At 69.8% G+C, this 26303-nt stretch carries 26 protein-coding genes and 1 pseudogene; 19 read left to right on the top strand and 8 right to left on the bottom strand.

Translation table 11 applies throughout. The annotated features are described in order from the left end of the window. Positions 1-144: 144 nt before the first annotated feature. Positions 145-804, top strand: a complete 660-nt coding sequence (locus BGM09_RS02030) for a hypothetical protein (RefSeq protein ID WP_188279605.1) — start codon at positions 145-147, stop codon at positions 802-804. Positions 805-875: 71 nt separating this feature from the next. On the opposite strand, the gene BGM09_RS02025 is transcribed toward BGM09_RS02030, so the two are convergent. Further along, positions 876-1106, bottom strand: a complete 231-nt coding sequence (locus BGM09_RS02025) for an acyl-CoA carboxylase subunit epsilon (RefSeq protein WP_188279604.1) — start codon at positions 1104-1106, stop codon at positions 876-878. A gap of 252 nt (positions 1107-1358) precedes the next feature. Between BGM09_RS02025 and BGM09_RS02020 the strand changes: the two genes are divergently transcribed. Then, complete coding sequence (locus BGM09_RS02020; protein WP_188279603.1) at positions 1359-2429, top strand: helix-turn-helix transcriptional regulator; 1071 nt, start codon at positions 1359-1361, stop codon at positions 2427-2429. A gap of 80 nt (positions 2430-2509) precedes the next feature. On the opposite strand, the pseudogene BGM09_RS02015 reads toward BGM09_RS02020, so the two are convergent. Beyond that, positions 2510-3550 (bottom strand): annotated as a pseudogene (locus BGM09_RS02015) (MFS transporter); the annotation flags it as partial. A 140-nt stretch (positions 3551-3690) separates the two neighbouring features. Here BGM09_RS02015 and BGM09_RS02010 point away from each other — a divergent pair. Next, complete coding sequence (locus tag BGM09_RS02010; protein ID WP_188279602.1) at positions 3691-3978, top strand: hypothetical protein; 288 nt, start codon at positions 3691-3693, stop codon at positions 3976-3978. Positions 3979-4101: 123 nt separating this feature from the next. After that, positions 4102-5268: a glutamate--cysteine ligase gene (locus tag BGM09_RS02005; RefSeq protein WP_188279601.1), complete on the top strand. Its 1167-nt coding sequence runs from the start codon at positions 4102-4104 to the stop codon at positions 5266-5268. Between the two features lie 107 nt (positions 5269-5375). Here BGM09_RS02005 and BGM09_RS02000 read toward each other — a convergent pair whose 3' ends face one another. From BGM09_RS02000 to BGM09_RS01985, 4 genes are all read right to left on the bottom strand, one after another. Continuing rightward, on the bottom strand, positions 5376-5741 hold the full coding sequence (locus tag BGM09_RS02000) for a hypothetical protein (protein ID WP_188279600.1): 366 nt from the start codon (positions 5739-5741) through the stop codon (positions 5376-5378). A 97-nt stretch (positions 5742-5838) separates the two neighbouring features. After that, positions 5839-6492 (bottom strand): type 1 glutamine amidotransferase domain-containing protein, encoded by a 654-nt coding sequence (locus tag BGM09_RS01995; RefSeq protein ID WP_188279599.1) that lies wholly within the window; start codon positions 6490-6492, stop codon positions 5839-5841. A gap of 39 nt (positions 6493-6531) precedes the next feature. Then, positions 6532-7572 carry a phosphotriesterase gene (locus BGM09_RS01990; RefSeq protein ID WP_188279598.1) on the bottom strand — a complete coding sequence of 347 codons (1041 nt, stop codon included), beginning with the start codon at positions 7570-7572 and terminating at the stop codon, positions 6532-6534. Positions 7573-7606: 34 nt separating this feature from the next. Next, positions 7607-8017: a DJ-1/PfpI family protein gene (locus BGM09_RS01985; RefSeq protein WP_188279597.1), complete on the bottom strand. Its 411-nt coding sequence runs from the start codon at positions 8015-8017 to the stop codon at positions 7607-7609. A gap of 205 nt (positions 8018-8222) precedes the next feature. On the opposite strand from BGM09_RS01985, the gene BGM09_RS01980 reads away from it, so the two are divergent. The 5 genes from BGM09_RS01980 (at position 8223) to BGM09_RS01960 (ending at position 13306) form a co-directional block, all read left to right on the top strand. Then, positions 8223-8978, top strand: a complete 756-nt coding sequence (locus tag BGM09_RS01980; RefSeq protein WP_188279596.1) for a FadR/GntR family transcriptional regulator — start codon at positions 8223-8225, stop codon at positions 8976-8978. 319 nt (positions 8979-9297) lie between these two features. Then, on the top strand, positions 9298-10656 hold the full coding sequence (gene otnK, locus BGM09_RS01975) for a 3-oxo-tetronate kinase (RefSeq protein WP_317452491.1): 1359 nt from the start codon (positions 9298-9300) through the stop codon (positions 10654-10656). Continuing rightward, on the top strand, positions 10653-11285 hold the full coding sequence (locus BGM09_RS01970) for an aldolase (protein WP_188279594.1): 633 nt from the start codon (positions 10653-10655) through the stop codon (positions 11283-11285). The genes otnK and BGM09_RS01970 overlap by 4 nt, the downstream gene beginning before the upstream one ends. A 3-nt stretch (positions 11286-11288) precedes the next feature. Then, positions 11289-11960: an aspartate/glutamate racemase family protein gene (locus BGM09_RS01965; RefSeq protein WP_188279593.1), complete on the top strand. Its 672-nt coding sequence runs from the start codon at positions 11289-11291 to the stop codon at positions 11958-11960. Then, on the top strand, positions 11957-13306 hold the full coding sequence (locus tag BGM09_RS01960; RefSeq protein WP_188279592.1) for an amidohydrolase family protein: 1350 nt from the start codon (positions 11957-11959) through the stop codon (positions 13304-13306). Before BGM09_RS01965 ends, BGM09_RS01960 begins: the two co-directional genes overlap by 4 nt. A 99-nt stretch (positions 13307-13405) precedes the next feature. Here the strand turns inward: BGM09_RS01960 and BGM09_RS01955 are convergent, their stop codons facing one another. Continuing rightward, positions 13406-14254 carry a cupin domain-containing protein gene (locus tag BGM09_RS01955; protein WP_188279591.1) on the bottom strand — a complete coding sequence of 283 codons (849 nt, stop codon included), beginning with the start codon at positions 14252-14254 and terminating at the stop codon, positions 13406-13408. A gap of 347 nt (positions 14255-14601) precedes the next feature. Between BGM09_RS01955 and BGM09_RS01950 the strand changes: the two genes are divergently transcribed. The 8 genes from BGM09_RS01950 to BGM09_RS01915 all read left to right on the top strand — a co-directional run bounded on the left by BGM09_RS01950 (position 14602) and on the right by BGM09_RS01915 (position 23613). Then, positions 14602-15672 (top strand): C45 family autoproteolytic acyltransferase/hydolase, encoded by a 1071-nt coding sequence (locus BGM09_RS01950; RefSeq protein ID WP_188279590.1) that lies wholly within the window; start codon positions 14602-14604, stop codon positions 15670-15672. Positions 15673-15825: 153 nt separating this feature from the next. Next, positions 15826-17046 carry an extracellular solute-binding protein gene (locus BGM09_RS01945; RefSeq protein ID WP_188279589.1) on the top strand — a complete coding sequence of 407 codons (1221 nt, stop codon included), beginning with the start codon at positions 15826-15828 and terminating at the stop codon, positions 17044-17046. Position 17047: 1 nt separating this feature from the next. Continuing rightward, entirely contained in the window at positions 17048-18205 is a 1158-nt protein-coding gene (locus BGM09_RS01940; RefSeq protein WP_317452490.1) for an ABC transporter ATP-binding protein, read from the top strand. Continuing rightward, a complete protein-coding gene (locus BGM09_RS01935; RefSeq protein ID WP_188279588.1) occupies positions 18202-19143 on the top strand; it encodes an ABC transporter permease in 942 nt (313 codons plus the stop codon). Before BGM09_RS01940 ends, BGM09_RS01935 begins: the two co-directional genes overlap by 4 nt. Positions 19144-19148: 5 nt before the next feature. Beyond that, positions 19149-20015, top strand: a complete 867-nt coding sequence (locus BGM09_RS01930) for an ABC transporter permease (protein WP_317452489.1) — start codon at positions 19149-19151, stop codon at positions 20013-20015. 111 nt (positions 20016-20126) lie between these two features. Next, positions 20127-20870, top strand: coding sequence for an SDR family NAD(P)-dependent oxidoreductase (locus tag BGM09_RS01925; protein ID WP_188279587.1), 744 nt, complete (start codon positions 20127-20129; stop codon positions 20868-20870). A 73-nt stretch (positions 20871-20943) separates the two neighbouring features. Further along, positions 20944-21903 (top strand): fumarylacetoacetate hydrolase family protein, encoded by a 960-nt coding sequence (locus BGM09_RS01920; protein ID WP_188279586.1) that lies wholly within the window; start codon positions 20944-20946, stop codon positions 21901-21903. A gap of 246 nt (positions 21904-22149) precedes the next feature. Next, the gene (locus BGM09_RS01915) at positions 22150-23613 is read left to right on the top strand and encodes an MDR family MFS transporter (protein WP_188279585.1); all 1464 of its coding nucleotides are present in this window, start codon (positions 22150-22152) and stop codon (positions 23611-23613) included. 83 nt (positions 23614-23696) lie between these two features. Here the strand turns inward: BGM09_RS01915 and BGM09_RS01910 are convergent, their stop codons facing one another. After that, complete coding sequence (locus BGM09_RS01910) at positions 23697-24329, bottom strand: TetR/AcrR family transcriptional regulator (RefSeq protein WP_188279584.1); 633 nt, start codon at positions 24327-24329, stop codon at positions 23697-23699. A gap of 110 nt (positions 24330-24439) precedes the next feature. Between BGM09_RS01910 and BGM09_RS01905 the strand changes: the two genes are divergently transcribed. Together BGM09_RS01905 and BGM09_RS01900 are read left to right on the top strand one after the other, a co-directional pair. Then, positions 24440-25240, top strand: a complete 801-nt coding sequence (locus BGM09_RS01905; protein WP_188279583.1) for an IclR family transcriptional regulator — start codon at positions 24440-24442, stop codon at positions 25238-25240. 152 nt (positions 25241-25392) lie between these two features. Next, positions 25393-26283 carry a VOC family protein gene (locus BGM09_RS01900; protein ID WP_317452488.1) on the top strand — a complete coding sequence of 297 codons (891 nt, stop codon included), beginning with the start codon at positions 25393-25395 and terminating at the stop codon, positions 26281-26283. Positions 26284-26303 lie beyond the last annotated feature (20 nt).

Genomic DNA, 26303 nt, shown 5'->3' with positions numbered 1-26303 from the left:
AGGTGTCACAAGCGGAATTGATGTTCTTTTCACAACCCTGAACCGCGATTCCTGGGCGCGGGTCACCGCTGGTCGGAGAATGTTCCGTACCACGCCGTGGCCCGCGCCTTTTGTGGAGCCACCTCATTCCCGAGGAGCCGAAGAATGTCCCACGCGTCCACCTCGCGGCCCGTCATCGAGAATCCCCGGAGCGACATCGTGCTCGTCGGTACGGTGCCGACGCGGAGCGGAAAGGCGGCGCAGACCGCGGAAGCCGTCGTCGCCCACTGGCGGTCCGGCGAATGGCCGCCGGAACTGCTGTCGCTCACGGTCTACACGAGCAGCGAAGGCGACTCGGTGCTGACCTACGCTCAGTGGTCCGCGCAGGAGCCGCTGCGGCAGTCCCTGAAGGAGGAGGGCAGCATCTCCGACACGGCGTCCGCCGTCCCCGGCGCCCCGGCGCCCGTGCCCTACCGTCTGTACCGCGCGGTCCGCGGTTCCGGCATCGCCGACCCCGCCCCCGTCGCCGAGTCCTTCCCCGTGGCCTTCTTCGGCGCGGAGAACGACCAGGCCGCCCGCGCCTTCGTCGACGCGCTGTTCGCCGGCGAGGAGGCCGCCGAGGGTCAGGACCGCGACTACCCCGGCGGGATATCGGCGAACATGCACATCAGCGTGGACGGCACGAGCGTCCTCAGCTTCTCCGAGTGGGTGACGGAGGCCAACGCCGTCGCCCACATCGAAGCGGTCTGGGAGCCGGTCCTGAAGGACCTCGGCGGCACCGGTCTGCTCTACCGGCACTTCAGGACCCTGCTCCCGACCGCCTGAACACCCCACCGGCCGGCCCCCGCCCTCGGGCGGGAACCGGCCGGTTCCGCATGACTCAGGACCTCATCGGCTCACCCGGCCGCGCGCGCGTACGCGTGCCAGACACGAGGCGCGTCGAACAGGTGCACCCGCTCCGACCGTCGCCACCGCGCGGCGGGCACCGACACCACGTCCCCCGCCGCCGGCAGATCGGGCTCCGCCGCCGTACGTGCGAAGAGCACGGCGACAAGCGCGGCCAATTCCTCGGACGTCGCACAACCGCGCACCACGCGCAGCTGACGAGAATCGATCGGGTCGGTCATCACACATCCTTCTTCGCGCGGTCGGAAAAGTCGAGGCCACACCGGCACCGGGAAAATGCGCCACACCTCGACCTCAAGGTTCCAGGGAAACCGGCCTCCGCTCAAGACGCCCCGATTCAGGACTCCGTCAGATTCCACAAGTCCTCGCCAGCCGTATTCAGCGACCGCCAACCGAATGTCAGATCTCCTTGCCCAACCGCCTTCCGCGCCGCCGATCCGGCGCCCTGCTCCCGGACCTGGAATGATCGGCCCATGCGCGCGGCCCGGCTTCTTTCGCTCATCCTCCTGTTGCAGAACCGGGGGAGGCTGACGGCCGGTGAGCTGGCGGAGGAGTTGGACGTCTCGGTGCGGACCGTCTACCGGGACATCGACTCGCTGAGCGCCGCGGGCATTCCGGTGTACGGGGACGCCGGGCACGGCGGGGGATACCAACTGCTCGGCGGCTACCGGACCCGGCTGACCGGGCTGCATGTCGACGAGGCGGAATCGCTGTTCCTGGCCGGACTGCCGGGCGCGGCGGACGACTTGGGCCTGGGGGAGGTGCTGGCGGCGGCGGAGCTGAAGCTGACCGCGGCCCTGCCGCCGCCGCTGCGGGACCGGGCCGGGCGGATCCGTGAGCGGTTCCACCTCGACGCTCTCGGCTGGTACCGGGAACAGGACTCCCCGTCCGCTCTCGTACCGCTCGCCGACGCGGTCTGGAACCAGCGGCGGATCCGGGTGCGCTACCGCCGCTGGGCCGCGCCGCAAGAGGTCGAGCGCGATCTCGACCCCTACGGCCTGGTCCTCAAGGCGGGGATCTGGTACCTCGTCGCCGCGGTGGACGGCGGGGTGCGCACGTACCGGGTGTCCTCGATCCTCCGCCTGGACGTCGGGACGACCGGCTTCGAGCGCCCGGACGGTTTCGACCTGGCCGCTCACTGGCAGGAGTACCTCGCCGTCTACGACGCCCGTCGGCTGCGGCTTCAGGGTTCCGTACGGATCGCTCCCGCGCTGCTGTCCGCGCTGCCGGACCGCCTGGACGCGGCACTGGTCCGCGCCGTCGAGACCTCGGCAGGGCCGCCGGACGCGGACGGCTGGGTGACGGCGACGGTGCCGCTGGAATCGGTCGAGCTGGCGGTCCCCGTACTGCTGTCGCTGGGCCCGGACATCGAGGTGCTCGGCCCGGAGGAGCTGCGCCGCGCGATCGCGAAGAGGGCGGCGGCCGTGCTCGACCGGTACCGACCGGCGGACACGCCCGGCCGGGCGGGGGCCGACGACCGCAGCAGCACTCCGGCGGACAGCGTCGCCAGCAGGGCGAGCGCGGCGAGGACCCCGAAGCCGTAGCGTGTGTCGGTGCTGTCGGTGACCTTCCCGACCAGGAACATCACCGCGACCGTGGCCGCGAGACCGCCGCCGTTCGCCAGCCCGAAGACCCTGCCCACCGAGGCGTCGTCGGCCGAGGTCATCAGCATGGTCCGCGAGGCGATCCGGGCCTGCCCGAAGAAGAACGCGCCCACCGGCACTCCGACGAGATAGCCGGCGATCCCGAACTGGCTCTGGAGTACCAGGCCCACAGCGCAGAGCAGGAAGCCCACGACGGCGATGCGGAGGTCACGACCGCGCCTGCTGACGATCCGGTACGCACCGGCCGCCGCCAGGAAGCTGAGGCAGCCCAGGGCGTCCACCGCGCCGAACGTCCCCGCCCCCAGGTGGAGTTCACCGATGACCGCGGTGGGCAGCAGGGCGTTGAAGACCGTGACGACCACGCTTCCCTGGGCGTAGAGCAGGATGAAGTGCCGCATCCGGATCGGTGTCCGCATCGGCGTATCCGCAGCCGCCACCGGCACCGGCACCGGCTCCCCGGCGGCGGACGCCGTCGCCGCCCGTTCCGGTCGGCGCCCCACCGCGGCCACGCACAGCGCCGAGACGGCGAAGGTCCCGGCGTTGAACACCAGCAGCGGCACGGCGCCGAACGTCTGGACGGACAGCCCGCCGACCGTCGCCGACAGCAGCATCCCAGCCTGGGTCCCCATCTCGTAGCGGGCGTTGAACCGCCGCAGCCGGTCCGCCGGGACCCGTTCCTTGATCAGCGCGGAGCTCGCGGGGAAGAACAGCGCGCCGACCACCGCGAGCGCCAGATTGGCGCCGTAGATCCCGGCTCCGGGAGAGCCGCCGCAGACCAGCCAGAGCGGCAGGGCCAGGGCCAGCACCGCGCTGGAGAGATCGCAGCCGATCCACAGGGCCCGCCGGTCGAAGCGGTCCGCCAGCCGCCCGAAGAAGGGTGACAGCAGCGCCTGCGGCCCGGCGACAGCGATGAAGAGCCAGCCGACGGCCATCATGGTGCGCTGCTCCCTGATCATGAGCAGCGCACCGACGATGAGCTGGACATTGTTGCCGAGAGCGGTGGCGAAAGCAGCGGGTACGAGCAGGCGCTCGGCCCGGCTGGAGTGCCGACTGAGGATCATGGCACCACTGTCCGGCGGTTCACTGACATCCTGTGTCAGCGAAGTCTCCGCACCCAGTGACGTCTCGGCACCGCCCCGACGGCCGCCCGTACCGCGCACATTCCTCAAAGGCGAGCGCACCCGCGTGGGATCATCGGTCCATGAGCGGCGACCTGGAAGTGAGCGCTCTGGCGATCAATGTGACGATCCCGCAGGATCTCCGCTGGACGGACACCCGACGCGGCGAGGAATTCACGCTGACCACGCTCAATGTGCGGCTGCTCCCGGACGGCCGGCTCGCCGCCAAGGCATACGGTCGGCCGGTCGGTGGCGGCAGGGGCGCCTACGTCTCGTTCCCCGTCCCCGACAGACCCGAACTCGCCGCCCTGGTCGACGCAGCCGCCAGCCGGGCCGCGGCGCTGTGGGCCGCCCATCGCGGTCTCGGCTGAGCCCGTTTCGCCGCCGAGCGGGAGAGGGCCCGGCGGAGTGGGTTCGGCGGGGCGGGCGGCCCGAGACGCAGACGGATGCCAGCTGTACGCCGTGACCGGGCCGTTCGGGGGTAGCCGACGGCTATGACGACAGCCGTGACCATCGGGGTCGAAGAGGAATTCCTGCTGCTCGACCGCAGGACCGCACTGCCGGCGCCACGCGTCGGGCGACTTCGGATCGCTGCGGAGCGCGAGCCCGACCTGGAGAGCGACGAGGTCGACACCGAGCTTCTGCAATCCCTGGTGGAGGTCGCGACCCCCGTCTGCTCCGACCTGGACGAGGTCGCCGCGCATCTCACACGGTTCCGGAAGTCGCTGAGCGCCGCGGCGCGCACGGTGGACTGCCGACTGGCGGCGACGGGCGGCGCGCCCCTCATGGCCGAGGCATCGGTGCCGGTGACCGGTGAGCAGCGGTACCGGGACATGCGGGTGGACGCGGCGCGACTGGTCGACGAGCAGTTGATCTGCGGCATGCACATCCACGTCGCCGTGCCCGACCGCCACGCCGGGGCCGCCGCGCTGGGCCGGATCCGTCCCTGGCTGCCGCTCCTGGTCGCCCTGGGAGCCAACTCCCCCTTCTGGGACGGGCGGGACACCGGATTCGCCAGCTGGCGCACCGTGATCTTCGGCCGCTGGCCGGTCAGCGGATCGCCGCCGTTCTTCTCCGGCGCCTCCCATTACGAGGAGCGGGTCGCCGCCCTGCTGGGCACCGGGGTGATCGCCGACCGGCACCAGCTCTACTGGCACGCCCGGCTCTGCGACGAGTACCCGACGCTGGAGGTCCGCGCCCCCGACGTCCAGCTCGACGTCGACAGCGCGATCACCCTCGCCGGGCTCGCCCGCGGCCTGGTGGTCACCGCATTGCGCGAGGGCAGCGCGGGCGGCCGTCCGCTCGACCCGCCGGCCAGCGTCCTCCAGGCCGCGGGCTGGCACTCCGCCCGCCACGGCCTGACCGCCGACCTTGTCGACCCCCGCACCAATGAGCCCTGCCAGGCCGCCGGGGTACTCGGCGCCCTCCTGGACCGCGTCACCCCCGCCCTGAAGGAACTCGACGACCTCGACCGGGTGACCTCCGGCGTGCGACGACTCCTCGACAAGGGCACCGGCGCGGCACGGCAGCGCGCCGCCCTCGCGCACGGAGGCACCGAAGAACTCCTCGACCTGATAGCACCCGAGCCGGTCGATCCGGAGGACGGTCACGACGCCCGGCAGCCGGAAACGCCGGTCGTCGCCCGAATGGCACGCCCGTAGGTCGGTGGAATCCGCGTCGACCCCCGGCAACCGCACGGTGATCACCTCCACGCGCGCCCCCGATCACCGCTCCGCGAGCTCGACCACCTGCTCGTGGTCCGTCTTGGCTACGCGCCAGAGGGCCGGCGGAGTGTGTACCAGGCGGCTCCCGCCACAGCCGCGGCGGTCACGGCGAGGGCCGTGTGCGGCAGAAACCGTCCCGGCTGGCCGGCCTTGCGGTAGGCCAGCACGGAGCCGTTGGACTGCCAGCTCAGCGCGGAGCGATTCGACTGGCCCGACAGCAGCGAGCCTGCCGACTGGAACGAGCCGATCGACGTCGCGGACATCATCGATCCGAGCGACCCGATGGACAGGACCGACGCCACCGAACCGATCGACAGGACCGACCCGGCCGAGGCGATGGACAGCACCGAATCCGTGCACCCGATGGACAGCAGCGAGTTGTGTGACCCTGTCGGCCAGCGTGAGGACATACGGACACTGTCTCACCCCGAATTCCCGCCCGCGAGACAGACCCCGACAGCCCCGCGTCTGACCGACCGGCCCGGTCGCCGGCCGTGCGCGAGCGCGCTACCCCACCGCGTAGGCGCGGTAGTTCGCCGAGCCGGGGCCCGCGGCGCGGTTCTTCAAGGTGGCCGACCGCTGATAGGCCGCGGACGAGTGGGCGGCCGAGACGGGCGGGCGGTCAGGGGTGAGCTGCTCCGCGGCCTCAAGCGCCGTGATGATCGTGGAGACGAACACCGGCAGGTCGTCCGGCAGCGGTGACGTGATGAGATTGCCGTCGACCACGATCGGCTCGACGACATAGTCCGCGCCGGCGTGGATCAGGTCGTCACGAATCGGCGCGACCGAGGTGACACGGCGGCCCGAGACGATTTCGGCCGAGGCCAGCAGCCACCCCGCGTGGCAGATCGCCGCGACGATCCTTCCCTGCCGGTCCATTTCACGGACGAGCGCGACGATGGACCTGTCGCGGCGCAGGTATTCGGGCGAGAACCCGCCGGGGACGACGAGCGCGTCGATGTCCTCGGCCACCAGGTCCGCGACGTTGACTTCGGCTCGGGCCGGATACCCGATCTTGCTGGCGTAGACCGCGTCCGTGGCCGGTCCCGCGATGAGGACCTTCGCACCCGCCTCGCGGAGCCGGAGGACCGGGTACCACAACTCGAGTTCCTGGTAGAGGTTCTCGACAAGGACGACGACTCGGGCGTCTTGAATTCTCATGTGCTTCCCTCTTGGGCGACGGATCGGATGCGGGGCGGCTCAGACGTCGATCGCGAAGATCCGCCGCGGGTTGTGAATCATCAGCGCGTCGAGCTGCTCGTCGGTGACGCCCTTGGACTTCAGGCGCGGGACGAAACTGGTGAACATGTAGCCGAGGTCGACCTTCTCGTTGAGCAACTGGGGGTCGGACTCGGTCACCCCGGCGCGCGGGTTGAAGAACCAGCGGTCGAACGAGATGACCACGTTGTCCAGGTATCCCTCGTCGATGAGCGTCACCAGGGCGTTCGCCATGGCCTCGTCCAGTTCCTCGGCGCTGCCGACGCGCCACGGGATGCCGACGTGGTCGAGCTGGACGTTGGCGCCCATGGCGAGGATCTCGCGCATCATCTCGACCTGCGGGGGGACGAAGGCATGGCCGATGATGACCTTCGCCAGGTCCATGCCCTCCTCCGCGAGGATCTCCAGTTGCTCGCGACCGGGGTTGGTCACCTCGAAGTCCATGGGGTCGATGTGGGTGTTGATGGCGCAGCCCACCTGCGTCGCCGCACGGGCCGCGGCGCGGATGACCCGGTCCTCCACCTCGTGGATGTGCCGGCCGTTCGGGCCGAGCGGGCTCGGCTTGGGCGTGACGCTCTCCTGGCCGGTCGCGATCTTGATGGCACCGGCCCGGTAGGGGGTCTGCTGCCAGGCGAAGACCATCCCCTCGGTGAGGTCCTTGACGAAGAACTCGGTCAGCTCCTCGACGGTCTGGCGCCGCCAGTAGTACGGCACCCCCATCCGCTCGGGGAAGAAGCCCGTGATGGCGACCACGTTCATGCCCGTCTGTTTGGCCACGTCGACCATGAACTGCGGGTGACGGCCGACCTCGGGCGGGGTCATGTCGACGATGGTCCCGTAGCCGTACCCGTCCATCCCGCGCTGGACCTGGCCCGCGACGACGTCGACCGCGGCGCTGTAGTCCAGCACGGTGCGGTGGTCCAACTCCGCGCCGGGGTAGCCGTAGAGCAGGTGCTCGTGGCTGAGGATCTTGCCCGAGTTCTCCGCGGGCACGTCACCGAGGACTGTTCGTAGAATCTTCAACGTTTCTGCCTCCTGCTCTCGAATGCGGTCGTCGTCACTTCCGCGACCAGCGGCCGAACAGCTCCCGGTACAGCTCGGGCAGGCCGTCGGCGTCGGGCGCGGTCAGCCAGTTGGGGCTGGTGAAGCCGGGGCCCAGCAGCGAACGCACGAGGTCGGTGCCGGTTCCGCTGGAGACCAGGTGGCCGTGCCGGACGGAGAAGTCGCCGATCAGGGCGCGCTGACCGGCCGAGGCGACCGGTACCGCGCCCACGCCGCCCGGCACCACCAGGGCGTCGATGGTCAGCCCCGCCAGTTGCTCGACGGTCGCGGTCGGAACGACGGGGTAGCCGAGATGGCTCTCGCAACCCTCCGGGTCCGACGTGACCAGGTGCAGGTCGGCGCCGGCCTCCCGTGCGCGGAACGCCGGGTACCAGAACTCGACCTCCTGGTACCCGGGGAACGACAAGACGACGACTGTCCGGGACTGGGGCATACGACTGTCCTTCGGGTTGCACACGGCACATGAACCTGGCTGGTTGTCTTACAGGTTGAGTATGCGGGATATGTTCAAGATTCCGCAAGGTTTGTGACCCGAGGTGGGGGAGTGTCCGCGGAGTGTCCGGCGGGCTGGTGATTGCGCTCGACCCCTCGGCTGGCGCAGACTAGGGACCGTGGAAGAGCAGCCAGACAGTCTGTCAATACCGGTCCGGGAGCGGCAGTCGCGCAAGCTCGTGGCGATGAAGCGGGTGGCACGGCACAGCGCTGTCGATGTCGTACGCAATCAACTCGTCGAGCTCATCGAGCGCGGCGAGATTCCCGTGGGGGACTGGCTGCCTTCGGAAGCGGAGATGTCGCGCGCGTTCGGGGTCAGCCGGCCCGCCCTGCGCGAAGCCCTGGGCAGCCTGCGGGCGTTCGGCTACATCGAGTCCCAGACCGGCCGGGGCTCCATGGTGGTCTCCAACCGGGCTTCCAGCTCACTGACGTTGAGCCAGTACTCGTCGACCGATCTCAACGAGGTGCGCCGCCACCTTGAGGTGCCGACGGCCAAGCTGGCCGCGACCCGCCGCTCCGAGGAGGAACTGGCGGTCATCGTGGCGGCCTGCGAGGCGTACGCGGTGGAGGCGGACCCGGAGATCAGGGTCCGGCTGGACAGCGAACTGCACATCGGGATCGCGTCCGCGACGGGCAACCCCCTCTTTCCCCGGCTGATCAAGGACATCCGGTCGATCCTCGAGGAGCAGTCCCTGGCGCTCTCCGTTTCCGCCGAGCGCTGGCGGCACTCGACGGAGGAGCATTTCGCCATCTGCCGGGCGATCCGCGACCGCGACCCGGACCGCGCCTCCGAGGCGATGGTCGCCCACCTGCGCGCCGTCGAGGACGCGGTCAGCATGCTGCAACGACCGGAGACTCCGCGGTCGTCGACCTGAGGTGACCGCGGCGCCACGGAAGTGGCGTCATGGTCATGAGGGCCGGAACGCCGCGAAGGGGCGTACGGCCAGCTCGCAGCTCACCTCCAAGCTGTCTGACAGCTCTGCTCTCACGTCGTTACGGGACCCGGCTCGCCGTCTGTCGCCGAGCCGAGCCGCGCCGAGCCGTGCCCTCCTTCGGTGGGCGTTCATGCCCCGCTGCCCCGTGTCAGGGGTACGCGCCGCCGCGCGCGCCGCTGCTACCTGTGACGTGCCTGCTCACCGCCGCGTCGCCGTGCTACATTTCAACCTGTCAGACTGCCTGACCTTTGGGGGGAATGTGGGTGACTCGGAAGTGATCGGGATCATCGCGGACGACATCACCGGCGGTTCGGACGTGGCCGCGGCGCTCAGCGCGGCGGGCAGGCGGACGGTCCAGGTGGTGGGCGTGCCCGGCCCCGACCTCGAACTGCCGCCGCACGACGCCGTCGTCGTCTCGCTCAAAACGCGCAGCGTGCCGCCGGAAGAAGCGGTGGCCGAATCGCTGGCGGCACTGCGCGGGCTGCGGGACCTCGGAGCGCGCCGGATCGGCTTCAAGATCTGCTCGACGTTCGACTCCACGCCGCGCGGCAACATCGGACCCGTCGGACTCGCCCTCGCGGATGCGCTGGGCAGCGGGATCACGCTGGTCTGCCCGGCCGCGCCGGCCAATGGCAGGACCGTCTACCAGGGAAACCTGTTCGTCCACGACCTGCCGCTGGCGGAGTCCTCGCTGGCCCGGCACCCCCTCAATCCGATGACCGACTCCAACCTCGTACGGCTGCTGACGGCCCAGACCACCGCCGAGGTCGGTCTCGTGGATCACTCCCGCGTACGGTCCGGGGCCCCGGCCGTACGCGCCCGACTGGCGGACCTGCGCGCGGCCGGTGCGCGTTTCGCGGTCGCGGACGCGCTCTGCCGTGACGACCTGCTGGTCCTCGCGGACGCCATCGGTGACGCGGCCTTCTGGATCGGAGCGAACGGTCTGCACGCGGCGGCCGGGGCGGCCCAACCCCGGGCGGCCCAACCCGGCGCGGCCTCGCACCGCACGGTCCCGGCCGACGCGGCCGGCCCCGGCCCCTGCCCCGGCCCCGGTGACTTCGCGGACACCATCGAGGGACCCACCTTCATCGTCGCGGGAAGCTGCTCGGACGCCACTCGCGGCCAGGTCGCCACCTTCCGCGAGAGCGGCCCGGCCATCGCCCTCGACCTCGCCCGGGTTCGGGACGACGCGGGGTACGCGGCCGAGGTCGTCGCGCGTGCGCTGACGTTGCTGTCGGACTCGCCGGCGGTGCTGGTCCACAGCGCGGTGGACGCCCGCCCACCAGCCGAAGAAGCCGAAGCAGCCGAAGAAGCCGAAGCTGGAACCGAAGCCGGGACCGGCACCGGACCGACCGGACTGGGCTCCGCCATCGAGACCTTCCTCGCCGAGCTGGCCGCCGGAGTGGTCGACGGCGGGATACGACGGCTGGTCGTCGCAGGAGGCGAGACCTCCGGCGCGGTGCTGCAACGGCTCGGCGTACGGGCCCTCCAACTGGGCGGCCCCATCGCCCCGGGCGTGCCCTGGACGCGTTCGCTCGGCCCGACCGAGTTGGCACTCGCGTTGAAGTCCGGCAACTTCGGCGGACCTGACTTCTTCCTCAAGGCCGTGGCCCGATGACGCCGACACCCGCCGGGGACCTGGTCGCGTACGCGAAGCTCCTGTCCGACCGCGGGCTCGCGCACGGCCGTACCGGAAACCTGAGCGTGCGCACGGCGGACGGCGTGCTGGTCACCCCGACCGGCGCGGCGCTCGGCTCACTGACCGAGGACGGGCTCGCGCACGTCGACGGGCAAGGCGCCCGACTGTCCGGCCCGCCGCCGACCAAGGAACTCCTGCTGCACCTGGCGGTGTACCGCGCCCGCCCCGAACTGCGCGCCGTCGTCCACCTCCATTCCCACGGCGCCGTCGCGGTCTCGCTGCTGCGGGAGACCGATCCGTCCGACGCGATTCCCCCGCTCACCCCCTACTACGTGATGCGGGTCGGTTCCCTCCCGGTCGTGCCCTACTTCAGGCCCGGGGACCCGGCTATGGCCGAGGCGGTCGGCCCGCTGCTCACGCGGTCCCACTGCCTGCTGCTGGCCCACCACGGCACGCTCGCCGCGGGCGTCACGCTCGCCGACGCGGCCGAGGCGGCCGAGGAGATCGAGGCGACCGCCAGATTGTGGCTGGCCGTCCGGTCCCATGACATATCCACTCTGACCAGCGACCAGATCGGCGCCCTGCGTCCGGCCGACCCGAACAGGTGACCCATGTCCGACCGTCCTGTCATCACCATGATCCACACCGTGACCACGCTGCCCCCGGTCTTCACCGCCCTGGCGGCCGAGTCGCTCCCCCACGAGATCGAACTGCGCCACATCGTGGACGACAGCCTCCTCTCGGCGACCCGCGCGGAGGGAGGCGTGCGCGCCGGGACCGCCCGCCGCCTGCTCGGGCATGTCTGGTCGGCGGCCGACGCGGGCGCCGACTTCGTACTGGTCACCTGCTCGTCGCTCGGCGAGGCGGTGGAGCGGACCAGGCCCTTCAGCACGGTCCCGGTGCTGCGGATCGACGAGCGGATGGCCGAGGAAGCCGTACGGCGCGGTCCGCGGATCGGTGTGATCGCGACCCTCGGTACGACGCTGGCCCCGACCGCGAACCTGATCCGCCGGGCGGCGGAACAGGCCGACGCGCCGATCGAACTCGTCGAGACGCTGTGCGTGGGCGCCTTCGAGGCGCAGGCGGGCGGCGATCCCGCCGCCCACGACACGCTGGTCCGCGACGCGCTGGGCGAGCTGATTCCCCGGTGCGACGTCATCGTGCTCGCTCAGGCGTCGATGAGCCGTATCGTCGCGGGGCTCGACGAAGCCCCGCGGATTCCCGTACTGGCCAGTCCCCGGCCGGCGCTCGAAGCGCTCGCCGACCGGCTGCGCCAGCCGTGACGGGTGCGGCGGAGGACCTGGCGGCGGAGGACCTGGCGACCGAGGATCTGGCGGCGCAGGCGGGCCCGGCCACGCGTATCCGGGCGCGGTGGCTGTACGGGGGAGCGGGCGTCGCCCGACGGGGCGCGGCGATCCTGATCCGCGGCGACAGGATCGCCGCGGTCGGTCCCGACGCCGCTGTTCCGCACACCGGCGGTCCTGAGCTGACGTTCGAGGCGGCGACGGTACTTCCCGGCCTGATCGACGCGCACACCCACCTCCTTCTGCCGTACGGGCAGGACCTGACGCGGGTGCGCGGCGGTTCCGCCGCCGCGACGGCCGCCGCACGCGCCGTCGCCTGCCGTCTGCTGGGCAGGGGCGTCACCACCGTCCGCGACCTCGGCTCACCCGGGACCGACGGCCAGGACCTGCGGGACGCGATCGGCTCGCGGCCCGCGGACGGGCCCACTGTCGTGGCCGCGGGCCGCCCGATCACCTCACCCGACGGCCACTTCCGCTCGTTCGGCATCACCGTCGAGGGGGCCGCCGAGGCGGCCGGAGCGGTGCGGCTGCTGCACGACGAGGGAGCCGACCTCGTCAAGATCGCGGTGACCGGCGGTTCGCTGACCCCCGGCACCGACATGAGCAGGGCGTATCTGGGGCGGTCCGAGATGGCCGCGATCGTGGCCGCCGCGCACGGCCGCGGCCTGCGGGTCGCCGCCCACGCGCACGGCACCGAGGGGATCGAGATCGCGCTCGCCGTCGGGGTCGACACGATCGAGCACTGCACCTGGCTCGATGCCCGCGGCCGGATTCAGGCGCCGCCTCCGGAACTGCTGCGCGCCCTGTGCGACCGTAAGCAGTCGGTCGTCCTCGCCGGTCCGATCGAGCCGACGATCGCCGATCTGCTGGACGGAGCGGTGGCGCCAGGCTCGGACCCACGGATGGCACCCGGCCCGGACCCACGGATGGCGCCCGGCCCGGATTCAGGGATGGCGCCCGGCCTGGAGCGTCGGCTGCGCATCTGGCGGAACGGACGGACGCTCGCCCGCGCGGGCGTGCCGGTGGCTTTGGGATCGGACTCGGTCTACGGGCAGTTCTCCGACTGCCGCGACCTGACGGCCAGGGCGCGCGCGATGGTCGCGTTCGCCGGATGGCGACCGGCGGAGGTGCTCGCGGCGCTGACCTCCGGAGGCGCCCATGCCCTCGGCCGCGCCGGTGAGGTGGGCACGATCGCGCCCGGCGCGTACGCCGACCTCCTGGTCGTCGCGGGGAACCCGACCGAGTCGATCGGCGACCTCGACCGGGTCGTCGCGGTGTTCAAGCGGGGCCGGCGGGTGGCGCGGGACGAATCCGTGACCGGCTGACGTCTTCTCCGCTCCAGGACGCGGACGGCGACCGCCGGCTACCCGAGGGTAGTCGGCGGTCGCTCATGTCCTGCCGCTGTGCCGGCGGTCGGCCTGGGATCAGCCGGTGGCCGGCAGGTAGTCCGGGGCGACGCAGAACACCGCGCGGGCGCCCTTGGCCGCCACGTTGTAGAACGAGTGCGGCGTACCTTCCGGGATCTGGCACGAGTCGCGCGGGCCGAGCTCGAAGAAGACCCGCGTCTGCGGGAACTCGACATGGACGGTGCCTTCTTCGACGAAGAACAGCTTGTCGCCCTGGTGGGTGAACACGTCGCTGCGCTGGCCCGGCAGGAAGCGCTGCTTCCCGATGGTCACGTGCTCCGTGCTCAGCATGATGCCGGTGAGCAGCTCCCGGCCGCGCTTGTGCCCCTCCAGGCGCCACAGGATGTCCTCGTCCCTGGCCGCCCACATGGTCTTCGCGGCGTCGGCCTCGGCACGCGCCATCGGCCAGCGGCCGATGTACTCGTCCTGCTTGTGCTTGTAGGTGGTGATGTTCTCGTGGGTCTGCGCGTACGGCTGGCCCGTGCCGGTCTTGGGGGAGGGGTGGAAGAACTCCACGAACCGCAGCTCGGTGTCGCTGTAGTTCCACTGGTGGTGCCAGGTGTCCTTGCGGAACCAGGCCGCGTCGCCCGCCTCGATGACGAGGACTTCACCCGTGGTCGGGTTCGACTGGACCATCGTCCCGTCGAGAACGTAGAAGAACTCGTCGGATCCGAAGATCGACCGGTTCTCGTCCGAGTGGATGACGGCACCGCCGACCGGGATGGCCACGATGTTGACGCTCATCTTCTCGTCACTCGCCAGGAACCAGTCCGGCAGCTTCCCTGACTCGTCGTCACCCCACACCAGTCGCAGTGCGTCCCGGTAGGGCACGAGGCGAGGCTGTTTGCCTTGGTCGGTCTCTGTCATGTCACTTCTTTCTGCTTGCGGCGGTTCCGTGCGAACTGCCGGCGAACCCAGGAACAGGGCGTGCGCGGAGGTACTGCGTGACCGCGCCTCGCGTCCTGCCTGGCTGTCAGACAGCAGTGCCATAGTGCCATGGGCTGAGCTTGGCTTGCAATCACCTTGCGGTCACGGTTCGTCCGATTGGGTCCGACGGAGACGCACGTGAATCACGTGCGACCGGGCTCTTGACAGGCCCGGCAGACGGACTCATCGTTACCTGCCAGGCAGCCAGACGACTTTTGACATGCCAGAGAGACGTGGACTCGGTGAACTACGAACCCGGACATATTGCCGCATTTCGCACGATCTGTGTGGAGGGCGACCCGTGGAGACGCGGGGAGTCGTACGGCCGCGCCGCCGCACCGGAGATCAAAGAGTCAATCCACCGCTACACCAGGGTCTTCCGGCACATGGTCGGCTGGGACTGGCAGCAGGTACGGAAGTTCGCCCTGCGGTACGAACGGCCGATCGGCGACTTCTCTCCCGCCGTCAGTGAGGAGATCGCGGGCATCGCCGCAGGTGCGGGGGTCGAGTTGAGCGACATCCTCGCGCTCAACGCGCGGAGCGAGATCATGTTCGCCGCCGCTCCGGCGCGCGCCCGGTCGATGCCGGCGGAGTGCACGTCCTTCGCGCTCATGCCGGAACGCACGGGCCAGGGCATCGTCACCGGGCAGAACTGGGACTGGCTGACCCACGCGCGACGGACCACGGTCGTCCTCGACGTCCGGCGGACCGACGCGCCCAACTTCGTGACCGTGGTCGAGGCCGGGCAGTTGGCCAAGGTCGGACTGAACTCGGCCGGCGTCGCCCTGTGCACCAACACCCTGATCGGCGACGTCCGCACGGACGGAGCCGGCGTCCCGTACCACATCCTGCTGCGGTCGGTCCTCGACGCGGGATCGGGGGCGGAGAGCGCGGAGCGGATAGCGACCGCGGACCGGGCGATGTCCGCGAACTACCTGATCAGCGACGGCACCGGCTTCTGCCAGAACCTGGAGACACCCGCCAGTGACGGCGCGCCGGAGCGGATCACCCCGCGCGACGGGGTGTTGACGCACACCAATCACTTCCTGTCCGACGGGCTCACCGCGACGGACGACTACGCCAGGCGGAAGCCGCACACGCTCGACCGGCACCGCAACATCGAACTGCGCCTGCGGGACCCTCGCGTGCGCACGATCCACGAGGTCAAGGAGGCCCTGTCCGACCACCACGACTGGCCCGGCAGCATCTGCCAGCACCCCGATCCCTCGATCGCGATCGAGGAGCGGACCTGCACCATCGCCGGATTCATCATCGAACCCGACCGCGGCGTCATCCAGTACGGCGCCGGCAACCCCTGCTCGACCCATTGGCGGCAGCGCACCGTCTCAGGTGCGTAACGTCCGTCGCCGCACTGGTGCGATGTAAGGCTGTCAGACATAGCGTAGAGGCGGAGAAGGTTGGACGTAACCGCCCTAAACGACCTATCGGCACGGCCGTCGAGTATTCCGGCCACCACATCAACGACCGAAGTACCGACCCAGGAGGTCACGTTGAGACGTTCTTCCCGGTGGCGAGTCGCCCTCGCCGGACTCACCGTCATCAGTGTCATCGGCGTCGCGGGATGCGGCAGCCCAGGTTCGAAGAGTGTCGAAGGGACCCCGGCCGCCGCGGACGGCAAGTTCCCCGCGGCCCCCAAGAAGCCCGTCACGCTCACGATCATGGACTCGGCCGGCGGACTGTCCGTCGCCAAGCCGCTGATCGAGGAGTTCGCGAAGAAGCACCCCGAGCTGGTCAGCAAGATCAACTACACCACGACGACCTCGCCGGAGATGCCCGGCAAGCTCAAGGCCCAGCAGAACGCCGGCCGGGTAGGTGTGGACGTCGTCCTGCTGGGGCCGGACAGCCTCGCCGCGGGCGTGAGCCAGAACCTGTTCACCAAGATCTGGCCCGAGTACAAGGACGGCCTGCCCGACCTGGAGAACACCTACCTCGACAACGCGAAGAAGCTCTGGAAGAACGCGCACGGCCAAGCGCTGATCTACGACACCGGCACGTTCGGCCCGCTCCTGGAGTACCTGCCGGACAAGCTGTCCGACCCGCCGAAGACCGCGCCGGAACTGCTGGAGTGGGCGAAGCGCAATCCCGGCAAGTTCCAGTACGCGTCCGTCGCGAACTCCGGACCGGGCTCGGCGTTCCTGCAGGGCCTGCCGTACCAGCTCGGCGACTCCGACCCGAGAGACCCGGAGAAGGGCTGGGACAAGACCTGGGCCTACCTCAAGGAGCTCGGCAAGTACATCGACAACTACCCGGCCAAAACCAGCGAGACCTATGCCAACCTCACCAATGGAACAGTGAAGCTGGTGCCGTCCACCTTCGGCTGGCACGTCCAGCCCCGCGCGGACAACCTGATTCCCGAGTCCGCCACCTTCACGGTCCTGGACGACACGAAGTTCATCCTGTCCGGCGGATCGGTGGCCATCCCGAAGGGCGTCTCGGCCGACCACCTCGCGGTGTCGCTGCGGCTGCTCGGATTCATGCTCCAGCCCGAACAGCAGGCCATGACCTTCGACCACGGTTACGTCTATCCGGGCCCGGCGATCAAGGACGTCACGGTCGACATGGCGCCGCCGGAGATGGCCGAACTCAACAAGAAGTACGGCGTCGCCGACTACGACGACTACATCGCCAAGTATCCGGGCGCGGACCCGCTGCCCGCGGACGTCCTCGTCGCCGCGTACGACAAATGGAACCGAATCATTGGTGGTAAGTGACGTGAGAGCAACCCAGCGACGCGGTGAGTTCAGCGAGCTTCGGCTCGACGGTCTGACCTGTGTCTACAACGGGAGCGTGGTCGCACTGGACTCCATGACTGCGACGATCAAGGCCGGAGAGTTCACCGCGCTGCTGGGTCCTTCTGGCTGTGGAAAATCCACCCTGCTCGGTTGTCTGGCCGGACATGTCACGGCCACCGAGGGCCGGCTCTGGGTGGACGACGAGCGGATCGACCAGCGGCCCGCGGAAAAGCGCGGCTTCGGCATGGTGTTCCAGAACTACGCGCTCTTTCCGCACCTGTCCGTCGCCAAGAACGTCGCGTTCGGACTCGAAGTACGCCGCATGCCCAAGCCAGAGGTGCGCGAGCGGGTGAAGTGGGCGCTGGACCTGGTCCAGCTCCCCGACTACGCCGACAATCTGCCCGGCCGCCTGTCCGGCGGCCAGCAGCAGCGGGTCGCCATCGCGCGGGCACTCGCGCCGCGCCCGTCCATCATGCTGATGGACGAGCCGCTGTCCAACCTCGACGCCAAGCTCCGGTTCGAGATGCGCTCCGAGATCCGGCAACTCCACGACGAACTGGGGCTGACCACCGTCTACGTCACGCACGATCAGGAGGAAGCCCTCTCGATCGCCGACCGGATCATCGTCCTGCGCAAGGGGAAGACCGTGCAGGACGGTACGCCCCAGCAGATCTACAGCGAACCGGAGGCCGATTACGTCGCCGACTTCGTCGGCTACCGCAACCGGCTCCAGGCACACGTGGCCGGGGGGACCGGCCGCGAGCCCGTTGTCGAGGGGCACGGCATCAGGCTGCGCGCCACGTCGAGCACCGACCTGCGGCCCGGCCAGTCCGTGACCGTGCGGATCCGGCCGGAGGAGGTGAGCGTCACGGACTCCGCCTCCGCGGTGAACGCGTTCGAGGCGGTGGCGCGCTCCACGCAGTACCACGGCCGCGACTTCACCGTGCAGGCCGAACTGCCCGACGGGGCGACCCTGTCCGTACGGACACCGGTGCGGCCGGAAACGGGCACGGTGCTGAGGCTGTCGATCCCGGTGGCGAGCGTCCGGGCCTTCGCCGCGGGAGAGGCTTCCACCGCCCCGGCGGAGGGCTCCGACGACGGCGAGTCCACGGCTCTCGAACCGAGCGCGCTGTCATGACGGCGACCGTGGACACCGCACCCGCCCGCGCCGGCCGGTCGCCAGGAGGCCCGCCCGACTCGGGCGACCGCCGGCGGGCGTGGCTGCGACGTCACGGAATCCACTGGGGGCTGCTGGCCATGCTGCCCGCGGTGGCGCTGATCGGGGTGCTGTTCCTCTACCCGATCGCCTACGGGATCGGCCTGTCGGTGACCCCGGACAAGGGCGGGACCTTCAGCAGCTACCAGCGGTTCTTCGAGGATCCGTATCTCCGCGAGACGATCTGGAAGACCCTGCGGATCGCGGTGGTCGTCGCCGTGATCAACACGGTGGCGGCGATGATCTTCGCCTACCCGCTGCGCGGCGCCGGACGGCGGAAGAGGTACCTCTCGACGGCCTTCCTGATCCCGATGACCCTCGGCAACGTGCTCGTCTCCAACGGGATGATCGCCTACATGTCCCCCCGGGGCTGGCTCAACCGGACCCTGATGAAGATCGGGGTGATCGACGAGCCCCTGATGCTGCTGCACAACTACACCGCCGTCGTGATCTCGATGGTCATCACGGGTCTGCCGCTGGCGTTCCTGCTGACCATGAGTCATCTCGCGTCCATCGACACCCTCTACGAACGGGCCGCCGCGTCACTCGGCGCGGACCGGTGGACCCGCTTCCGGCGGATCCTGCTGCCTTTGTGGGCCCCGGGCGTGACCGTGGTCTTCTGCCTGACCTTCGTCCTGGGGTTCTCCGTGTTCGCCAGCGCGACCCTCGTGGGCGATCCCGCCGGCTCCACCCACGTCATCTCGGTCGAGGCCTACTTCCAGGCGTACCGGACCCTGGACTACTCGATGTCCATGGCGATGGTGGTCATCTCCGCCCTCGTCCAGATCCTCATCGTGGGCGCGATCCTGCTCCTGCGTTCACGCCTGTACACGGGCCCGAGTTCCGGTCAGAAAGGGTGATCGAGGTGTCCGAGTCGTCTCACAGCGCGCTGCGGAGCCGGATGCGTCGCACCTGGGCCGGTGTCCTGCCCCGGTGGTTCTACCGCCTGCTGGTCGCCGTCTTCCTGGTCAACATCGCCGGGCTGGTCGCCTCCGTGACCGTCAGCTCCTTCGGGCGGCAGTGGTTCACCGGATGGCTGCCGAAGGGGTACACGACGGACTACTACCGGTCGTCGTGGAACGAGTACGACCTCTCCCACGTCATGGTGATCACGGTCACCGTCGCGGTGGTCGTGGCCGCACTCGCCGTGATCATCGGCGCACCGGCGGCGTACGTGCTGGCCCGGGGGAACTTCCCGGGCAAGAAGCTGCTGATCCTCGCCTTTCTGCTGCCGCTGATGCTGCCGCCGGTCACCTACGGTCTGCCGCTGGCGACGCTGCTGTACCGGCTCGGCCTCGGCGGCCACCTGTCCGGGGTGATCGTGGCCAACCTGGTGCCGTCGGTGCCCCTCGTGGTCCTGCTGATGATTCCGTACATCCAGCAGCTCGACACCAACCTGGAACGGGCCGCGCGCTCCTGCGGGGCGAACGGTCTTCAGACGGTCCGGCGGGTGCTCGCGCCGCTGCTGCTGCCCGGAATCCTGGCGTCGGGCCTGCTCACACTGATCCACACCGCGGGCAGTTTCGAGCTGACCTTCTTCAACTCGGGGCCGGGCAGCGAGACGCTCGTCGTCGCCCTGTACTCGGCCCTGTGGACGCCGGGTTTCCGCCCGCAGCAGTCGATCGACGCGATGTCGGTCATCTACATGCTCACCTGCCTCGTCCTGCTGTTCGTCGCACTGCGTTTCGTCAGCCCCGGCCAGATAGTGACGCACTCGCGCGAAGACGACTGACGCTCGCGCGAGGACGACCAGCCACAGCCCCTGGTGCCGCGAGCGGCCATGTCTGCCCCGCTCGCGGCACCAGGCCCATCAGCCCGTGCCCGTTCCACCGAGGAGATCAACATGCCCGCCGTCATTGTCGCCGGAGGCGCCACGGGAATCGGACGCGCGTGCGTACGCCGCCTGCGTCACCGTGGTGTCGACGTGTACCTCGCGGACATCAACATGGCGGCCGCCGGTGAACTGGCCGCGGAGGAAGCACCCGGCCGCCTCGCCATCGGCGAGCACGACCTGTTCGACGTGGACGCCGCACGGGCCATGGTCGACGCGGCCTGCACGCGGTTCGGCGGGCTGGACGGGCTCCTCATCACCACCGCGCTGCTGCGCGAGGCGCCCGTCGCCCGGTACCCCCTGGAGGACTGGACCGCGACGATGGACCTGAACGTCCGCGCCGCGTTCCTGCTGGCCCAGGCCGCGATCGGGCCGCTGAGCCGGTCTGCCGCGCCGCGGATCGTCTTCACCGGCTCGACCTCCGCGTTCCGGGGCGGCTTCGGGTCCTTCGCGTACGCCGCGTCCAAGGGGGCCCTCGTCAGCATGACGCGGGCCATGGCGGTCGAGTGGGGCGCGCTGCGGGTCTGCGTCAACTGCGTGTGCCCCGGCTGGATCGACACGCCGTTCAACGACGAGCACTGGAAGCACTCCCGCGACCGCGACGCGGCGGTGGGCGAACTGGAGGCGAAGATCCCGCTCGGCCGCCAGGGCGAGCCCGACGAGGTGGCCGCGATGATCGACTTCCTGCTCTCCCCGGCGGCCGGTTACGTGACCGGTCAGGCGATCGTGGTGGACGGCGGACTGCTGTCGTGGTGAGGGGAGCCGAGGCCGCGCCGTACGCAGAGGCGCCGCTCCACGGAGAGGCGCTGCCGTGCGGATAGGAACATGCGTGATCGACGGACGGCCCGAGCCGGTCGTGTTCGATCTGGCTGGCCGGGCGGTCCCGGTCGGCGACCTCGTCGGCGGCCCCGGCCTCTACGGCGTGCTGACGCTCATCGAACGATGGGACGACCTGCGCCCGCGGCTGGCCCGCGCGCTCGGCCAAGACCGGTCCTCGGCCGCCACCAGCGTGGCCGAGATCGACCGGCTCGGTGCCTGGCTGCCGCCGGTCCCGCGGCCGGGGAAGATTCTCGGCGTCGGTTTCAACAGCCCGGTGTTCGCCGCGTTCGCGTCGACCGTCCCTGACCATCCGCCGTTCTTCTCCTCGCCCGGTTCCGCGCTGGTCGGACACCGGCAACCGATCCGGCTCCGACCGTCGTTCGGACTCGTCCATCCCGAGCCGGAGCTGGCCGTGGTGATCGGACGGCAGGGCACGCGGATCGACGCGGCCGGAGCACTGGACCACGTCTTCGGGTACACCCTGATCGACGATGTGTCCGCACCCGGGCTGCGGGCCGGTGACACGGTGGTGGTACCGGGCTCCAGAGCGGGGGAGCTGGACCGTCGGCACGGCGGTCGGCCCCAGGCCGCGTCCGGCTTCGAGCACGGGGACATGAGGGTCACCTACCACCTGCGGGCCAAGGGCACCGACACCTTCAAGCCGTGCGGACCGTGGATCGTGACCAGGGACGAGATCCCCGACCCCGACCGGCTCGGCATCACCCTGGCCACCGGCGACGACGTACGGATCGAATGCCGGACCGAGCGCCTGATCTATTCGGTGGCGGAAGTCATCGCGCACGCCAGCGACCACCACACCCTGTTCCCCGGCGACATCATCCACGTGGGCACCGACATCACGGGGACGCACACGCTGCGGGAGATCGACTACCAGCACCGGATCGGCGCGACGCGAACGATCGGGTGCGAGGCGATCGGCACGCTCGTGAACACGATCCACACGGTCTGACCTGACCCGGCATCACCGTCCGGCACGTCACCACCTGGCTCCCGTACGTCCGCGGTCGGACGACGAGCAGACCGGTTCTGTCTGACGGAACGACGCGGCACCGCATCGGGAGCGGAGAGCGGACACTCTCCGAAGGCGGTGCGGCCGCGCCCTTTCGGATGACACGCGCCGCGAAGCGTGTGCGGTGCGATCGGAGATTCGTTGAACGACGTCGGCTCTCAAAAGGTGAAGGTCTTCGACCGACGCATGACTCTGGTCGCGACGGTCACGATTCTCGGCTCCCTGATATCCATCTTCGACACGACGATCGTCCAGGTGGCCGTGCCGTCGTTGGTGAGGAGTTTCGACACGTCGCTCGCCACCGTCCAGTGGGTCAGCACGGTCTATCTTCTCGCCCTCGCCACGGTGGTGCCGCTCACCGGCTGGGCCAACGACCGATTCGGCTCCAGACGTGTGTGGATCGCGTCCATGGCCATGTTCCTGTTCGGCTCGCTGCTGTGCGGACTCGCGAATTCGATGGCGCTGCTCATCGCCGCGCGCGCTGTCCAAGGGATCGGCGGCGGGATGCTGCTGCCCACCGGTCAGACGATCCTCGCCCGGGAGGCGGGCCCCGGCCGCCTCGGACGCGTCATGACCGTGGTGGGGATTCCGTCCATGCTGGGGCCCCTGCTGGGGCCGATCTTCGGCGGACTGATTCTCTCCAGCCTGTCCTGGCGGTGGATCTTCTTCGTCAACCTGCCGCTGGGCGCTCTCGGGATCGGTCTGGCCTGGGTCGTCCTCGACCGCGGCGAAGCCGGTGTGCCGCGAAAGCTCGATCTCATCGGTCTGGCCCTGCTGCCGCCGGGACTGGCGCTGGTCGTCTACGGCATCTCCGATTTCGGCGATGCCGGCCGGGTGTCCCCGTCCGTCGCGCTCACCGGCGGTCTGGGAATCGCCCTGATCGCCGCGTTCGTCGTGCACGCGTCGCGGGCCGCTCATCCGCTGCTCGACCTGCGGCTGTGGAGGCACGCGGCCCTCAGATCGGCCCAGATCGCGATGTTCCTCTACCTCGCCGCTACCAACGCGGTGCTGTTCCTGGTGCAGCTCTACTACCAGTTCGCGCGGGGGGACAGCGCCATCAAGGCGGGCCTCCTGGTGGCGCCGTCGGCCTTCGGCGCGATGCTGGTGCTGACGACGGCGGGCCGGGTGATGGACAAGCGCGGTCCCCGGGTGGTGATCGTTTTCGGCCTGCTCATGGTGACCGCCGGAGTGCTTCCGCTCACCATGATCGGGCCCGACACCAGCGACGTATGGCTGTCGGTGTGCTGGTTCGTACGCGGCGTCGGGGTCGGCGCCACGGCCACGCCGCTGACCGCCGCCGGATACGCCACGTTGCGGAGCCACGAGATCCCCGGCGCGTCCACGCTGATGAGCATCGTGCAGTACGTCGCCGGAGCCATGGGCACCGCTGTGGCGGCGGTTCTGCTCCAACGCCGGCTCAGCGGTTTCACCGACGGCGGCGGGGTCCAGTCCCTGGCCGTGCTGAGCGACACCGCGCGGCAGCGCCTGGCACCCGAACTGGCCGACGCCTTCGGCGGGTTGTTCTGGCTGGCTGTCGCCCTGTCGGTGCTCGCGATCGTCCCGGCCGTGATGCTGCGTACGCGGGCGCCGACCGATGCCGAACGGGACGGGACGGGAGCGTCGAAGACCGCCGATACGCTGACGGGCTGATTCCTCCGCTGCGTCGTCGCCCCGGTGCGCGCCGCCGCGGGCTCTCCCGCCGTGAAGGCGACGGCCCGCCGTGAAGGCGACGGTCAGGGCCGCGGCGCGAGACCTTCGAGCAGAAGGTTCAGCGCGTGGCGCGCTTCCAGGGTCCGGGCCGTGGCCGAGGAGGGGCCGAGCGTGTGGACGGCCAGGGCGATGCCGGTGAGCAGCGCCACGAGCCGGCCGGCGGTGAGGTCTTCGCGGATGGCGCCGAGCTCCTGGGCGGGCCGCAGCAGCAGATCCGCCGCCGAGACCAGCTGCGACTGGCCCCACTCGGCGTTGGCGACGGGGTCGGTCTCACGGAGCCCCTGCGCGAGCAGTCCGGCGAGGACTCCCTGCGCCTCGACTCCCAGATCGACGAACTGGTGCAGCCAGTTCAGGAGCGCTTCCGTCGGCTCGTCGCGCTGCGCCAACTCCGTTGCCATGGAGGCCAGTTGTGCGACACGACCGCGGTAGACGCCCTCGAACAGATGCATTCTGCTCGGGAAGTGCCGGTAGAGGGTGGCGGGCGCGACACCGGCCTCCTTGGCGATCTCGTCGAGAGTGACGTCGGGCCCCTCGCGTTCGATCAGGGTCTGCGCCGCCGCCAGGATGCGATCGAGGTTCCGCCGGGAGTCGGCGCGACGGGCGCGTTTGCGTACCGGTACCGGTACCGGTACCGGTGCTGCGGACTCGTCCGGCAATCTCCGCTCCCCACTCTTGCGATGCGACTGCGGGCAGCCTACTGTGACGGCTAAGTGAGAGTTTACTCCCATTTAACGGCTGGTGACCTCGTACCTTGAGGAGGAACCCGATGCCTGCTCCGGAAAGCCCGCGGCGGGTGCACGACGCCGCCGCGGCGGCCGGCGAAGTGCGCGACACATCCGTCGGCAAGGCGCTCGCCGTGCTCGACACCCTGTCCGGTTCGCGGAAGTCCCTGGGCGTCTCGGAGATCGCCGCCCGCACCGGGATGGCCAAGTCGACCGTCCACCGGCTGCTGAGCGCGATGATCGAGCACGGCTATGTGGCCAAGGAAGGCGAGCGGTATCTGCTCGCCGAGCGCGTCTTCGAGCTGGGCAGCCGGGTGCAGGTCGGCGCCGCGAAGGACCTGCGCGAACTGGCCTCTCCCTACCTGGCCGAATTGTTCGCCCTCACCCGGCAGACCATTCATCTCGCCATTCTCAGCGGTGCGGACATCCTGTACATCGACAAAGTCTCAGGACTGGGCGCGCCGAGAATGGACACGCGTATCGGCGGGCGCAGGCCCGCTTATGCCACAGGGCTCGGGAAGGCGCTGCTCGCGTTCGCCCCTTCCCCGCATCTGAGGGCCGTTCTCGACGGATCCTTCAAGCGGTTCACCGCGTACACCATTCCCGATGCTCAGCGGATGAAGCTCTCTCTGGTCCGGGTGCGCGAGACCGGTATCGCGACGGATCACGAGGAGTCGTTCCTCGGCGTGGCCTGCCTGGCGGCGCCTATCTGGGCCGCTGATCACAGCCGTGCGGTCGCCGCGGTCTCGCTTTCCTGCCCGGTACTCGGCCGCACCCCCGCCCGGTACAGGTCGGTGCTCGTCGACACCGCACAGCAGCTCTCGACCGCGCTGCACCGCACATGACCGCGGGGAGTGCGCCGGAACAACTGCTTTCCGTCTGACGGAACAGAATCCTGGCTTCTTCTGGTGCGCTAAATACAGTGATGCGCAGGCCCTTCCCTTGTGTGTTTTTCGAGGGCCTCCGCGTCATCCATTGGGAATCGGAGGAATCGCGCGTGAGTTATATCAAGGCGCTCGGTTACATCGGCATAGGTGCGCAAGACCTCAATGCGTGGGAGGACTTCGCGGGCGACATTCTGGGCCTGCACGTCACCCGCGGACGGGACGCCGACGACGTAGAAACGCTGTTTCTGCGGATGGACGCCAGGCACCACCGCATCGCGGTGCGCGCCGGGGACGACACGCTGTCCTACGTCGGCTGGGAAGTGGCGACCGAGGACGACCTCGACGCCCAGGTGCGGGACCTGGAGAGCGCGGGGGTCGCCGTCAAGGAGGATCCGCACCTCGCCGACCTGCGCGGAGTCCGCCGGCTGGTGCGGTTCGCCGATCCGGCCGGCTTCCGGTTGGAGCTGTTCTACGGCGCCGTCACCGTGTCCTCCGCCTTCGTCTCGCCGACCGGTGTCCGGTTCGTGACGCGGGACGGCAAGGGCAACGACCTGGGGGTCGGCCACATCGTGCTCGTCTCGTCCGACGTCGACGAGATGGTCGCCTTCTACCGCCAGGTCCTCGGTTTCAAGGTGAGCGACTACATCACCTTCAAGCCCCTGGTCCTGACCTTCACCCACGTCAATCCCCGGCACCACTCACTCGCGTTCGGGCCCGCGCCGGACGGCAGGAAGCCCTTCATCGACCACTTCATGCTCGAGGTCGACAGCATCGACGGAGTCGGCCGCGCACTCGACCGGGTGCGCGCGAAGGAGATCTCCCTCACCGCGACGCTCGGCCGGCACACGAACGACGAGATGCTCTCGTTCTACATGAAGTCGCCGTCCGGCATCGGTGTGGAGTACGGAACGGCCGGCAAATTGATCGACGACGAGACCTGGACGATCACGAATTGGGACGCCGCTCAGTTCTGGGGCCACGACCGCAATCACACCCACTGACGGTGACGCGTACGCCAAGG

Source organism: Streptomyces sp. CBMA29 (assembly GCF_014596445.1).
Classification (GTDB): domain Bacteria; phylum Actinomycetota; class Actinomycetes; order Streptomycetales; family Streptomycetaceae; genus Actinacidiphila.
The sequence above is the reverse complement of the archived record's forward strand: the minus strand, read 5'-3'. Positions and strand labels throughout refer to the sequence as shown.

Excerpts from the sequence above, each read along its gene's own strand:
- BGM09_RS02020 (WP_188279603.1), top strand. The coding sequence starts at position 1,359 with ATGCGCGCGGCCCGGCTTCTTTCGCTCATCCTCCTGTTGCAGAACCGG.
- BGM09_RS01970 (WP_188279594.1), top strand. The coding sequence starts at position 10,653 with ATGACGCCGACACCCGCCGGGGACCTGGTCGCGTACGCGAAGCTCCTG.
- BGM09_RS02030 (WP_188279605.1), top strand. The coding sequence starts at position 145 with ATGTCCCACGCGTCCACCTCGCGGCCCGTCATCGAGAATCCCCGGAGC.
- BGM09_RS01995 (WP_188279599.1), bottom strand. The coding sequence starts at position 6,492 with ATGAGAATTCAAGACGCCCGAGTCGTCGTCCTTGTCGAGAACCTCTAC.
- BGM09_RS01955 (WP_188279591.1), bottom strand. The coding sequence starts at position 14,254 with ATGACAGAGACCGACCAAGGCAAACAGCCTCGCCTCGTGCCCTACCGG.
- BGM09_RS02000 (WP_188279600.1), bottom strand. The coding sequence starts at position 5,741 with ATGTCCTCACGCTGGCCGACAGGGTCACACAACTCGCTGCTGTCCATC.
- BGM09_RS01965 (WP_188279593.1), top strand. The coding sequence starts at position 11,289 with ATGTCCGACCGTCCTGTCATCACCATGATCCACACCGTGACCACGCTG.
- BGM09_RS01915 (WP_188279585.1), top strand. The coding sequence starts at position 22,150 with ATGACTCTGGTCGCGACGGTCACGATTCTCGGCTCCCTGATATCCATC.
- BGM09_RS01935 (WP_188279588.1), top strand. The coding sequence starts at position 18,202 with ATGACGGCGACCGTGGACACCGCACCCGCCCGCGCCGGCCGGTCGCCA.
- BGM09_RS01925 (WP_188279587.1), top strand. The coding sequence starts at position 20,127 with ATGCCCGCCGTCATTGTCGCCGGAGGCGCCACGGGAATCGGACGCGCG.
- BGM09_RS02010 (WP_188279602.1), top strand. The coding sequence starts at position 3,691 with ATGAGCGGCGACCTGGAAGTGAGCGCTCTGGCGATCAATGTGACGATC.
- BGM09_RS01905 (WP_188279583.1), top strand. The coding sequence starts at position 24,440 with ATGCCTGCTCCGGAAAGCCCGCGGCGGGTGCACGACGCCGCCGCGGCG.
- BGM09_RS02005 (WP_188279601.1), top strand. The coding sequence starts at position 4,102 with ATGACGACAGCCGTGACCATCGGGGTCGAAGAGGAATTCCTGCTGCTC.
- BGM09_RS02025 (WP_188279604.1), bottom strand. The coding sequence starts at position 1,106 with ATGACCGACCCGATCGATTCTCGTCAGCTGCGCGTGGTGCGCGGTTGT.